This is a genomic window from Paenibacillus nuruki (genome assembly GCF_963311185.1).
Classification (GTDB): domain Bacteria; phylum Bacillota; class Bacilli; order Paenibacillales; family Paenibacillaceae; genus Saccharibacillus; species Saccharibacillus nuruki.
The window spans coordinates 4805829-4818569 of the sequence record NZ_OY725677.1; the positions used below are offsets into that span (position 1 = coordinate 4805829).

The 12741-nt window shown below is 40.4% G+C and carries 14 protein-coding genes; 5 read left to right on the forward strand and 9 right to left on the reverse strand.

The window, feature by feature from the left end:
- Positions 1-41: 41 nt before the first annotated feature.
- Positions 42-590 (reverse strand): GNAT family N-acetyltransferase, encoded by a 549-nt coding sequence (locus RCP16_RS21320; RefSeq protein WP_069327765.1) that lies wholly within the window; start codon positions 588-590, stop codon positions 42-44.
- Positions 591-668: 78 nt separating this feature from the next.
- Positions 669-929 (reverse strand): DUF2164 domain-containing protein, encoded by a 261-nt coding sequence (locus RCP16_RS21325; RefSeq protein ID WP_069327766.1) that lies wholly within the window; start codon positions 927-929, stop codon positions 669-671.
- 211 nt (positions 930-1140) lie between these two features.
- Here RCP16_RS21325 and RCP16_RS21330 point away from each other — a divergent pair, with 211 nt between their 5' ends.
- Complete coding sequence (locus RCP16_RS21330; protein WP_069327767.1) at positions 1141-2832, forward strand: glutamine--tRNA ligase/YqeY domain fusion protein; 1692 nt, start codon at positions 1141-1143, stop codon at positions 2830-2832.
- 134 nt (positions 2833-2966) lie between these two features.
- Here RCP16_RS21330 and RCP16_RS21335 read toward each other — a convergent pair whose 3' ends face one another.
- Positions 2967-4172 (reverse strand): MFS transporter, encoded by a 1206-nt coding sequence (locus tag RCP16_RS21335; RefSeq protein WP_069327768.1) that lies wholly within the window; start codon positions 4170-4172, stop codon positions 2967-2969.
- A 103-nt stretch (positions 4173-4275) separates the two neighbouring features.
- Between RCP16_RS21335 and mobA the strand changes: the two genes are divergently transcribed.
- From mobA to RCP16_RS21350, 3 genes are all read left to right on the forward strand, one after another.
- A complete protein-coding gene (gene mobA, locus RCP16_RS21340; protein ID WP_308641285.1) occupies positions 4276-4923 on the forward strand; it encodes a molybdenum cofactor guanylyltransferase in 648 nt (215 codons plus the stop codon).
- Positions 4924-5161: 238 nt separating this feature from the next.
- Positions 5162-5833: a TorD/DmsD family molecular chaperone gene (locus RCP16_RS21345; protein WP_137222998.1), complete on the forward strand. Its 672-nt coding sequence runs from the start codon at positions 5162-5164 to the stop codon at positions 5831-5833.
- Between the two features lie 142 nt (positions 5834-5975).
- A complete protein-coding gene (locus RCP16_RS21350) occupies positions 5976-6176 on the forward strand; it encodes a hypothetical protein (protein WP_069327771.1) in 201 nt (66 codons plus the stop codon).
- 8 nt (positions 6177-6184) lie between these two features.
- On the opposite strand, the gene RCP16_RS21355 is transcribed toward RCP16_RS21350, so the two are convergent.
- From RCP16_RS21355 to RCP16_RS21370, 4 genes are read right to left on the reverse strand one after another with little or no spacing between them, the layout of a single operon-like run.
- Entirely contained in the window at positions 6185-7123 is a 939-nt protein-coding gene (locus tag RCP16_RS21355) for a 1-phosphofructokinase family hexose kinase (protein ID WP_308641286.1), read from the reverse strand.
- Between the two features lie 14 nt (positions 7124-7137).
- Complete coding sequence (locus RCP16_RS21360; RefSeq protein WP_069327773.1) at positions 7138-7452, reverse strand: DMT family transporter; 315 nt, start codon at positions 7450-7452, stop codon at positions 7138-7140.
- Positions 7452-7820, reverse strand: coding sequence for a DMT family transporter (locus RCP16_RS21365; protein WP_069327774.1), 369 nt, complete (start codon positions 7818-7820; stop codon positions 7452-7454). Before RCP16_RS21365 ends, RCP16_RS21360 begins: the two co-directional genes overlap by 1 nt.
- A gap of 40 nt (positions 7821-7860) precedes the next feature.
- Positions 7861-8457 carry a TetR/AcrR family transcriptional regulator gene (locus RCP16_RS21370; RefSeq protein ID WP_308641287.1) on the reverse strand — a complete coding sequence of 199 codons (597 nt, stop codon included), beginning with the start codon at positions 8455-8457 and terminating at the stop codon, positions 7861-7863.
- Between the two features lie 177 nt (positions 8458-8634).
- On the opposite strand from RCP16_RS21370, the gene cls reads away from it, so the two are divergent.
- A complete protein-coding gene (cls, locus tag RCP16_RS21375) occupies positions 8635-10143 on the forward strand; it encodes a cardiolipin synthase (protein WP_308642525.1) in 1509 nt (502 codons plus the stop codon).
- A 166-nt stretch (positions 10144-10309) separates the two neighbouring features.
- On the opposite strand, the gene RCP16_RS21380 is transcribed toward cls, so the two are convergent.
- Together RCP16_RS21380 and RCP16_RS21385 are read right to left on the reverse strand one after the other, a co-directional pair.
- A complete protein-coding gene (locus RCP16_RS21380) occupies positions 10310-10918 on the reverse strand; it encodes an esterase/lipase family protein (protein ID WP_308641288.1) in 609 nt (202 codons plus the stop codon).
- A 221-nt stretch (positions 10919-11139) separates the two neighbouring features.
- Entirely contained in the window at positions 11140-12651 is a 1512-nt protein-coding gene (locus RCP16_RS21385) for a phospholipase D family protein (protein ID WP_308641289.1), read from the reverse strand.
- Positions 12652-12741 lie beyond the last annotated feature (90 nt).

Sequence of the window (12741 nt, forward strand, 5' to 3'; positions counted from 1 at the left end):
AGACAATGATGGTTGAGTAGCTTTTTTTATAATCAAGAAGCTTATCGCTTCAGTTTCCATTCTTGTTGTAACATGCCATATACTGCATGATCTACATAACCGATCGGCAACAATTCAGCTTCACGAATAATACCTTCCAAAATAAATCCTAGACGCTGAGGAACCGCGCGACTGCGATGATTACCTGTCGCACAGCGAATCTCGATTCGGTGCAGATTCAGCTCGATCAATGCATAGTCGATTAATACACGAAGTGCAGAAGTAACTAATCCTTTGCCTTCATAATTCGAACCAAGCCAGTAGCCGATACCTACAGAACGGTGATTCCAATTGATCTCATGAAAACCGATAATGCCAGCCAATTGACCTTTATACCAGATGCCAGCATTGAATGCACCATTTTCCATCGCTTGGGTCATCGAAGACCGTACATATTCTTCGCTAGCAGCCACAGAATTGGTTGCGTCGACCCAAGCTAGCCATTGGCGTAAAGAAGATCGGGATTGATCGATCAGTTGATAAATTGGGCGAGCATGACTGGGTTCAAGCGGTCTTAATTCGATTTCTTCATCCAATTTATATGTAAACATCAATAGGTACCCTCTTTCTTAATCGAATATAAAATAAAATGGATCGGATGAAATATGCAGATTAGCAGGATGGATGATTTAACGACGTGGACGAAGAGGTGGGTGCTGTTCCAAAGCATAGATATCTTCTTCAAGCCCAGCCATGCGTTCATTTAAGGTTGTGCGACAATCCGCTAAGGCTTGATTATAGATCAGAGGCCCTGCCGATTGTAAGAAGAAATCGAGCACAGAATCAGCAGCCAAATCGCCTATACTTTCACCACGTTCTACTTCAAAAAAATGCTGGATTTGAGCGATCATCTGCTCACGCTGTTCTTTCGGTAGACTCAATGCTTTCATGCGTCATTGCTCCTTTGTACACGTTTATACTACATGCTACCGTATTCATCCTCTAGCGTCAAAGCCATTTAGCATCAAAAATGCAGTCACTAGAACAGGACAATGGTCTCTGTCTTCATGTGCATATCCTTGTCTAACTTGCCAGAACAGTTATAATGGAAGTATTGGATTATTCCTGTAAAACAAACTGAACGATGAAAGGTTGATTGACGTGGAGCATACAAATACCCCGCCTAATTTTATAAAAACTGTAATTGCGGAAGACCTACAGTCCGGTAAAGTCAAAAAGGTCGTTACCCGTTTTCCACCGGAGCCGAACGGTTATCTCCATATTGGTCATGCCAAAGCAATCTGGATTAACTTTGAACTTGCGAAAGAATTCGGTGGTAGTACGAACTTACGCTTTGATGATACGAATCCTGCAAAAGAAGATGTAGAATACGTAAAATCGATTGAAGAAGATGTGAAATGGCTAGGCTATGAATGGACAGGTAAATATTTTGCTTCGGATTATTTTGATACGATGTATGAAAAAGCAGAATTGTTAATACAAAAAGGACTTGCTTATGTCGATGATCAATCGGCTGATCAAATTCGTGAAATGCGCGGAACACTAACCGAGCCGGGTAAGAACAGCCCTTATCGTGAACGTACGATTGAAGAAAACCTAGATTTATTCCGTCGTATGCGTGCAGGCGAATTCGGTAATGGTGAACGTGTACTACGTGCGAAGATTGATATGTCTTCACCAAATATCAATTTGCGTGATCCGGTCATCTACCGTATTGCTCATCTAGAGCATCACAATACAGGTGACAAATGGTGCATTTATCCAATGTATACTTTTGCACATCCATTAGAAGATGCGATTGAACATGTGACTCATTCTCTTTGTTCGATTGAATTTGAAGATCAACGTCCATTTTATGATTGGGTGATTCGTGAGTGTGAAGTTGAAGCGGAACCTCATCAATATGAATTTGGTCGCTTGAATCTAGCGCAGACGCTAACCAGTAAACGTAAGCTGAAGCAACTGGTGGACGAGAAGATTGTTGATGGTTGGGATGATCCACGTATGCCGACGATCTCAGGATTACGTCGTCGTGGATATACGCCAGAAGGTATTCGTGCATTTGTCTATGAGACCGGTATTTCCAAAAGTCAGGGCGTTGTCGATCTACAAACACTAGATCACTTTGTACGTGAAGACTTGAAATTGCGTGTTCCTCGTACGATGGGTATTTTGCGTCCACTTAAAGTGGTCATTACCAACTACCCTGAAGGACAGATTGAAATGCTAGATGCTGAAAATAACACTGAAAATGAAGAAATGGGTATTCGCCAAATTCCATTTTCACGTGAAATTTATATCGAGCAAGATGACTTTATGGAGAATCCGCCGAATAAATATTTCCGCTTATTCCCGGGCAATGAAGTTCGCTTGAAGCATGCTTACTTTATCAAATGTAACGATGTGATCAAAGATGAAGAAGGCAATGTGACAGAGATTCATTGTACGTATGATGTGGAAACGAAAAGCGGTAGTGGATTCACCGGACGTAAAGTCAAAGGTACTATTCATTGGGTCGAAGCGAGCCAAGCCGTTCCTGCTGAATTCCGTCTATATGAGCCGTTGATTACAGCGGAAGAAGCAGACGAAGAATTAACTGATGAAAATGAAGAGACTGCTGAAAAAACGTTTTTGGATTACTTAAATCCAAAATCACTTGAAGTGGTTCACGGGTTTGTAGAACCTGGTTTGAAAGATTCCAAAGGATATGATCGTTACCAATTTTTCCGTCATGGTTATTTCAGTGCTGATCCGAAATACACGATGCCAGGCGATCCGGTCTTTAACCTTGTTGTCTCGATGAAGAGTTCGTTCAAATTGCCAAAAGCATAAGATCATAGAATTCTTTCACAGTTAAAATAGGAACAAATCACATCACAAAAACCGCCCTTTCTCAACAAGTGAAAAGGGCGGTTTTTGATGTTATCTATGATGAAATTACAGATGAGTAGATAGGGTGAGATACATTAATACTGTTCGTCCTCTTCTTCCATTCGGTACTGCGTTCGCTTCACATTCAGCCACATCGATGCAAAACCGATCGCTCCCACAAACGAAAGAGCAACACCGGCTAGATACATCTGCTCCGAACCGAAGTTCTGGAATAACCATCCACCGAGAAAGCCAGCAATCACACCGGATACACCGCTCCATGTCATCGTATAAATTGCTTGACCGGAACTGCGGAATGCTTTGGGAACAAACATCATGGTGAGCTGTGTACCGACATAGAAATAGCCACCGAATGTTACTGCATGTAGCAATTGAATCGCAATAATTTCCCATGGGCTAGTCGCTTCTGCCATCAAAAACCAGCGTAATGTAAACAACAGACTGACAATTGCTAACCAACCGATCATAAATGAAATATTACGCTTGAGATAACGATCAAATAGCAAAAATAAAGCCGCTTCAAAAATAGAAGAAGCAAATACAGCCCAACCGACCATCGACTTGGTTCCCCCAAGTTCAACGATATAGAGCGAGACAAAGGTACTGTTCATCGCATTCGGAATCGCTACCAAAATACCAAATACAATAAAACCTACAAAATACAGATTGCCCAGCAACTTCTTCATCGCATACCGATTCATTGTCGGTGATCCACCCGGTAACTTGGTTTGTGGAGGCAATAACAAAATGATACCGATTGCAATAAGAAGCAACACCGTAAACACCGTACCGATTTGAGAAACCCCTAATCGATCGATGACAGGACCTGCCACAACAGCTGTTAATGCCCAACCCAGTGAACCATACAAACGAAACCCGCCGAACTTTTTGGGTGTGCCATCAATATAACTCAAAATCAAGGTATTGCTTTGCGATAACATAGGGGTCTGGAAAAAGAAAAAGACCGCCATAACAATATAAATAATCGTATAATTCTGCACATGAAAAACAAGCTGAACCATGAGCAACGTGCCTAGCATCATAATCAGCAGAACAAATCGTACATTTTGTAGACGATCACTATAAAATCCCCAAAATGGATTAGCAATTAATGAAATCAACGGACCAATGGCCATCAAAGCACCGATCTCACTCTGGCTCATTCCGATATCTTGCAGGTATAATTGAAAAAAGCTCGTAAAAATAACCAGTGTGCCATATATGAAAAACGTAAACCATCGTAGTGGTCTAAAAGTAGTGTTGTTTATATTCGGATGCAAAGCCAGCCAATCCTTTCATCAGACATTTCATTCACTGTAGCATGTGTTGAAAAGGGATACAAACCAATTTTGTTTATTTCTGGAGTAGAAAGGATAATCTATTATGCCATCCTCTTTAAAATATACAGGTATTATTTTAGCAGGCGGTCAATCAAGCCGTATGGGTCAAAATAAAGCATTATTGCCTATAGATGATCATACCATTATCGAACGTGTAGCCAAAGCATTAAAACCAACTGTATCTTCGCTATGGATTGCAGGCAATCACAATGCTGATTATTCATTTCTAAAGCTCTCCGAAGTGCCAGATATTTTTCCCGGACAAGGGCCTTTATCAGGTCTGCATACAGCTTTATCACAGATTTCTAGTGAATGGTATGTAGTCAGTGCCTGTGATCTACCTTTTGCCAGTACAATACTGATGCAATATCTAATAGAGCAGACTAGGATAGAAGGGATACAAGCTGTGATTCCTATGCAACATGGACGTATTCATCCACTGTATGCGGTCTATCATTATAGTGTACTGCCATCGCTTCAGACCGCCTTAGCACACAACCAATTGCGTGTAAGAGATTGGTTAGATCAGCAACAGGTAAAGTATGTAGAAATCGAGTCATTGTATGATCCAAATGTGAAGGAAGTATCTTCTTTTCAAAGTATATCGGAGTATAGCTTATATAATATGAATGATCCCCAGTCCTATGAGCATGTTGTGCATCTTTTGGAGCAATATCCTTCTTTGATATAGCCAGTCTGTGGCATAAGTCCTTTTGAGAGCGTGACAAACATGACTATTTTATGAACGTATGCTTAATTCGCCCCTAATCGCTACAAAATAGAGTACAATAAAAGTATAAAAACAAGTCTCTTCTTCAGTACTTACTACCGCTGTTGACTAACGATTTAACCTATATATTGCTTCAAACCTTCAATGTCGGAATTCAATCATTTAAATATGTGAATATTATCACAAGGAGTGATTTAAGATGACTATGTATACAGAACCGGAAACCCACCAAGCTCGCCAAGAATGGTTATACAGTCGTGTAATGACTTACCGTTTACTCAGCGAAATGTTAGAACGCAAACCTACATTGTCCAAGTTGATCGAATGGAAAAAAGAAGCGTCCAAAATCAATCGTCTATTTACCAATGACTATGCACTGCTTCATACGTTAGAAAATACGATGTTGAATGATATTATGCAATATGCTCGTCAAGAATGTGCAGAATACAGTCAATTGTTCGAGCAAGATCAACATGTTAGCTATCCACCACAAGCTTCCTACTATTTAACGAATGAGCAAGGACGTACGGCGTATGAAGCTGTTGTGAATGCTGTCTATGCACGGGCAGGAATTGCTTTCAAAAAAATGGATCATGAAACAGATGATCATATCGGAATTGAATTGGAATTTATGGCGTTATTGGCTGAACGTTCGGCAGAGACTGATATGCATTCCTCTAGCCGCAAAATGATCGCTCAAATGCAGATCGAATTTTTAGAACATTATTTGATTCCATGGGTACCTTCATTCTGCGCTGAACTTGGCAAAACCACTTGCAGTCCGTTGTACCGTGAATGGGCACAGATGTTACCGACTTATCTTCAACATGATGTACAAGAATTACAACAGATCGTGAATCGCTTACCCTAATACAAATTCCCTATTTTATAGATCACATGATCTGAAATAGGGAATTTTTGCTTTGATTTTGAAAATATAAGTAATTTATTTCCAATTCACTGTGTCAAATTAGAAAATACAGTCTAATGAGTGATAAGGGAGGTTTACCGCCTTGAATAAATATTATTGCCTCAAACAATGTATTGTCGTAAAGGCTGTAGACAGAAGAGCGGAATTTCCATCGTTAGATTGGGCACGCCAATATGCTTTAAAAGAATTAGTGCCACAAGAAATCAATTTTGTAGTGAGCGATGGAGATACAGGTCAAATCTATATGGATGTTCGATTCGGTTCGCATACCAAAAACCCCTGAGTACTTCTTTACTCAGGGGTTACTTTTATGTGCTGATATAGTTGTTGTACATCTTGAAGGTCTACTTTGCCAGCGATCGGTTGCAGAGCACAAGCACTACCGCAAGCCGCTCCATAACGAAGCATCTCTGCAAGATCACCACCACGATAAGCTGCGGTCACCATACCTGCTGCCATGGCATCTCCGCTTCCAAGCGCACTGATAATATCAAGCTCTGGCACATGTACTCTGTACCGCAGAGAGCCTTGAGCCGCTATCGCTCCACGTTTACCCAAAGAGATCGTAGCTGTTTTTACACCATGATCTAACATTGCTGTCAGTACACCATCTAATGTCTCCTCTGAATAGTGATCACTTGGAGCTATGCCTGCCCATGCACAAGCTTCATCTTCATTAGGTTTCACTAGATCAGGTGAAGCTTGTAATCCATAACGTAACGCTTCTCCGCTAGCATCTAAAGCGGTCTGAGCACCTTTAGTTTTAGCAATCTGGATTAAGGTCGCATACAGATCAGCAGGGCATCCTTCAGGAATACTACCGGAAAATAATACCCATGCAGATACACTTGCTAACTGTTCTACCTGCTTTTCCAAAAGGATCAACGATTCAGGTGTTACATATGAAGATCCTTGTTCGATAAATTCAGTCTGGGTGCGTTGCTGTTGATCCAGTACAGTAATCGCTAGTCTTGTTTCTCCTTGCACTTCGGTAAATTCACAAGCTACACCTTCTTGTTGTAAAAGGGACTGCATTTTCTGTCCATTATATCCTGCGATCAAGCCGGTAGCTGTTACCGATTCACCTAGCATATGAACAACACGTGCAGCATTAATCCCTTTGCCCCCCGGAACAGTGATTCCCGGTAAGCGGTGTACCTGATCAATATGAAGCGTAGGAACAGAATAAATAATATCGAGCGCTGTATTTAACGTAACCGTTGTAATCAATAGTTGTTCACCTCTTAAGCGATTAATTTAAGTCCGATTGCCGAGGCGATAATCATAGCAATAAACAAAATACGTAGTCCACTTTTGGCTTCACCATACATAAACATACCGACCAATGTACCACCGACGGTACCGATTCCTGTCCAGATCGCATAAGCCGTTCCCATCGGAATACCGTTCATCGCCACAGTAAGACAAGAGAAACTACCTGCAAATGTAATAATCATCAAAAGATAATTGAGTAACGATTTATGACGGACGATACGATTCATCATAATCACACCGACTACTTCAAATCCACCAGCAACAACAAGAGCTAACCAAGACATTATGCTTCACCTGCTTTCACTTTAGCCGCAGATTGAGCTTCTGCTTTGACGCCACTGTCTGTTACTAATTTTAATCCGGCTACACCGATCATCAATACTAATATCAAGATCACTTTGAGCCAGTGGAACGGTTCACCGAAAATAATCATCTCCGCAGCGACGGTTCCAGCTGTACCGATTCCTGTAAATACTGCATATACTGTACCCACTGGTAAGCGAGTAGATGCTTTGATAATAAGATAAAAGCTAATAGCAATACCTATAGCTGTGAATAACCATTCGATTGGAGTTGCAGCGTGTTTGAGTCCAGATACCCAGACCACTTCAATACATCCTCCGATTAATACGTACAACCAATTGCGATTCATAACACATCTAATCTCCTTTATCGTTCGTTAAACGTTTCTATCAAATTGTAGTTCCTGAAGGGGTGATGCCTCGCCAGTAAATCGGGAAGATCACATTTAACCGTTGTACAGAGCGAGAAGGTTCGCTGTATAACATATCGATCATCACGCCATCGACTACAGTCATATATCCTTTTGCCGCTTCTGTAGTAGTGACTACTAATAGCAGATCATGCTGATCGACATGCACATCGAATAATCGTAAAAGTCTGGCTTCCAAATCATCAATCAAACCATACACCAGAGGTACAATTTCTTTTTCTGAAGTCGAATGTGGAAAAAAACACATCCGCATCACGAATTTGATGATAGGGTCATCAGAATATTGCTGTTGTAAAAAAGCAATTAATTGATAAAGACGTTGTTCTAACGGTATATGAACATGACGAATCATATAGCGAATAATTCGTCGCTTGAATTCAGCTAAAGTCTGACGAAGTACATGCAGAAACAAATCTTCTTTGCTTTTAAAATGAGCATAGATCGAAGGTTTTTTGATACCTGCTTCATTCGCGATATCTGCTAATGAAGTGCCTTCATATCCATTTTGCGCAAAATGAGAAAGAGCTATCGTTAATAGCTGAGGCTTTGTAGTCATATAAGCACCTTCCTAACGGTCGTTAGGTAATATTATTGTCTTTTTGATCTTGTTTGTCAAGAAAGGTGAATAAAGTGTCATTCCTTGTAAAGAAGGATATATGTATAACAAAGTTATGCGACATCTTCTCGTTCAGTTACGTACATACTCTGAAGAGGAAGACAGGAGTTGATGATATTGCGTAAAGGTGTTCTAGGGGTATTTATTATTGTTTTACTATTTGGTCTCTATTATGTAGGATTCGATCTACTTGGTCCCACAACTGGAACGATTATCAGTATTTTTTCAACACTGAGTGTGATTTCGATTGGATTTATTATTTTTATAGATAATCGGCAGCCTGCGGTAACAATGGCATGGATTCTCTTATTAGCTTTATTGCCAGTTGTCGGTGTATTTTTTTACTTCTGGTTCGGACAAAATGTATTCAAGCGTCATAAGTATGAAAAGAAAGCGAAGCGAGATCGGCAAGTGTACCAGATGATCGAAAATGCAGGGATGCTGACTGCACTGGATTTATCTTCTTTTCGCGAAGATCATCAATTGTTACTTCGTCTGTCGCAGAACTTAGCGGTAACTCCTGTGTCACAAGCGACAGAGACAACGATCTTAACCAATGGTGGACAGACATTTACCGCTTTGTTAGAAGCATTAGAAACAGCCGAACATCATATTCATATGGAATATTATATTTATCGTGCAGATGATATTGGCACACGGATTCAGCAGATTTTAATTGAAAAAGCGCAACAAGGTATTGAAGTTCGTTTTATGGTCGATGCAGTAGGAAGTATGCAATTACCTCGTTTGTTTCTGCAAGAAATGAGAGAAGCGGGTGTGCAAGTGGGTGTATTTGGTGAAGCACGCATCTTGTTATTATCCAGTCAGGTGAACTATCGGAATCACCGTAAGATTGTGGTGATCGATGGGAATATCGGATTTATAGGTGGGCTGAATGTAGGTGATGAATACTTGAGTCGCAGTCAAACCTATGGTTTCTGGCGTGACACCCATATGCAGATCAAAGGCGAAGGGGTACGTACATTACAGATTATCTTTCTGCAAGATTGGCTCCATGTGACAGGAGAGACCTGTCTGGATCAAGTCTATTTTTCGCCACGATTAATCGCTTCACAAGGTGGAGCCGTGCAGATTATAGCAAGTGGGCCGGATAATGATCTACGTGTGCTTAAGCATGTATTCTTTTCGATGATTACGTCAGCCAAGCGATCAGTCTGGTTAGCGACTCCGTATTTTATACCGGATGAAAGTATTCTGACCGCACTCCGGATGGCGGCATTATCGGGGTTGGATGTACGTATTCTTTTTCCAGGTAAGCCGGATAAGCGACTTCCTTTTTATGCTTCTCATTCTTATTTTGTGACATTGCTTGAAGCAGGAGTACGTATCTATGAATATGAAAAAGGATTTTTACATTCCAAGTTGTTGATTGTAGATGGGGAGATTGCGACAATCGGTACAGCGAATATGGATATGCGTAGTTTTCATTTGAATTTCGAAGTGAATGCTTTGTTGGTAGAGACAGAAAGTGTGCATCAGATGGTACGGGATTTTGAACGTGATCTGAATTCAGCCAGCTTGATTATTCAAGATCGATTTGCTCGCCGTAAAGTGATGCAACGTCTTGTCGAATCAGCCGCCCGTCTTATTTCACCGATGTTGTAAAAAGGTAGCCTATAGAGAGATTTTCTGTTGTATCAGCATGATGATCAACTATCACAATGCTATTTATAAATGAATAAAGATACACTATTTATCTATAGATCATAAAATGATAGAGCACAAAAAAAGCTGACCTTAGCTATCAAGGTCAGCTTTTTGGTACATAGGATTATTCTTCAAGTGCTGTTGTGATTAGAGCACTTACAGAAGGGCTGTATAGTAGTCCGATATGCGCCATACCGAAGACACGGATATTGTTGGCTCCATCTAACATCGACAATTGGTTAGAGACAATTTGGTCATTGATCGTGTAGATCGAAGTCACTTTGATGCCTTCTGGTGCTCTGCTAGTCGTTAAGCGGTTAGCGCCGCCAATCGTTACTAATTTATCGACTTTAGAAAGACCACCGTTGTTCAAAATATAATACAGACTGTTGGCTCCACCCATACTGTGAGCAACAATATTTACTTTTTGACTGCCTGTTTGTGCTAATACTTCATCAACTTTACGGCTGATTGTAGCGGCATTTAGCAATTGGTTACCGCTTTTGCTAGGAAGTTCAATGGCGTATCGTTCGTTGGAAGCCCAACCTTGACGACTTAGGTAGCTTTCTATGTAGGTAAAGTTGCTTGCTGTTCCTCCAAGTCCATGAACAAAAATAACTGGTGTACGTGTTGTAGCCGCAGTGGCTTGATTTGGTGTGAAAACACCCAAACTAAAAACAGATAATAGCAATACAGATAGCATCAAACGCAAAGATACACTTACTTTCTTCATAATCAATCTCCCTTTTGTTGTGTTCTATAATACATAAATTTACCAAAATATGAATTATTATATAACGAATACACTCGCTTGTAAACCCTTTTTGGAATTATTAACTTTAGGTATCGCAAAAAAAGAACGATCTATTCCTTCTGTATTGTTCGCAAAAGGAAAGATCGTTCTTTGAGGTTATACCGATATATTTAGCAATGTAAGAATGAATAAAGTATTTATTAGAATGTTGTAAATCCAAGAATTAGCTGTAGACGATACGCGATATCTTTTAGCCATGTCGTATCTTCTTGATAAGCACTTAAAGGTAACGTATATTCTTCGCCTTTATTGTTCCACAACATCGTAAAGTATTTATTTACACCGGTCATCAGATCGTTATCCCCTGGAGCAGAGATCCAAAGATCATTTTCCAGATTGTAATCTTTCAGGTTACGTGGCGTAAAGTTAGAAGAACCTCCAATAATCAGATCATTACCAGATGCTTTGTCGATATACATCATTTTGGTGTGATACTGCTCATCGGTAGTGTTGTACCAGCGAACATCAATTTTGCCACTGGAAGCATTTTTGAGTTCAGCAGCTACAGGACGATTCGGAATACCGATCTTATCTTGTCCAAAAGCATTCTGATTCGGATCGAGAATCAATTGAATTTTAACTCCACGTTTGGACGCTTCCATTAGCCCACTCGTAACATCTTTATCAGCTAAGTAGAACATACCCATCCATAAAGTATCTCCTTGCTTGGTGTCTGCAATCGCTTCAAGCAACCGATCAAATACTTTACCTTCGGTAATATAACGCAGTTGAACTTCGCCTTTCGGTTTGGTTGCTGTTCCCGCAGGTGCTTTATAGGTAGGCAATTGCACTGAACTGCCCGAGAGATCGATCACGGCTTGTTCTGATTTTAGAATATCACCGATAATAGGTCCTTGCACTTCAAAAGCGATATTGGAATGATAAGCACTCGCATCATGCACATTACCTGTAGAAACCAGTGCACTATTTTCGGTCGCTACGACTTTGCGATGATTGGCTTTCACATTAATCAGTTTCAGATACGAACGGAATGTGACATCAGGTCCATCAGTCGCCATCATATTCGGTACCCATCCTTTGCCTTCTTGCCCGAACCATTGGAAAAAGGTACGCCAGATCGCAGAGTACACCGGTGTAGAATCACGAAGTGAGTCGACATCTGTCAGTACCACATCAATGCCATTCTTTTTAAGCTTTTCCAGTAATCCATTAGGACCTGAATTGTAATTCGTATTCACCTCATCTGTGATAAATACCACTTTGAGGTTAGGCACCTGTTTTTTGCGTTCGATTAACTTATCTGCTAATCCTTCACTCAATTTAGGATATTTTTGCCCTTTATGTACATAATCGTTAAATAAAAATATATCAATAATCACATATTGTTGAGCCGAATCGATCATTTTAAGTATTCTGTCATAAATTTGTCGTTTTTGTGTAAATCGGTCCCCTGTACCTTGTGCGGGATACGTGAGATCATAGTAAAAATTAACATGATCCACTGTGTAAAGTGGGCTTTCATAAGATACGCCAGGTGGTAAAGGTTTGTTCGTCTGATAGATCATAACGGCGATAAGCCAGACGATCAGTAGGCCGAGGACATAACGAACCCAATGGGAACGTTGAAATCTACGGGGTGATTTACGCTGCGAAGCATGAATCGGTGATTGATTATTTGAAAAAGAATTCATCTCTTTTTGTCCCCTTCCGAAAGCGTAATTCATACACTTCCACCTATTCATTAACAACAAAACATTAATTTTGACGCAGACTGAGTTGCA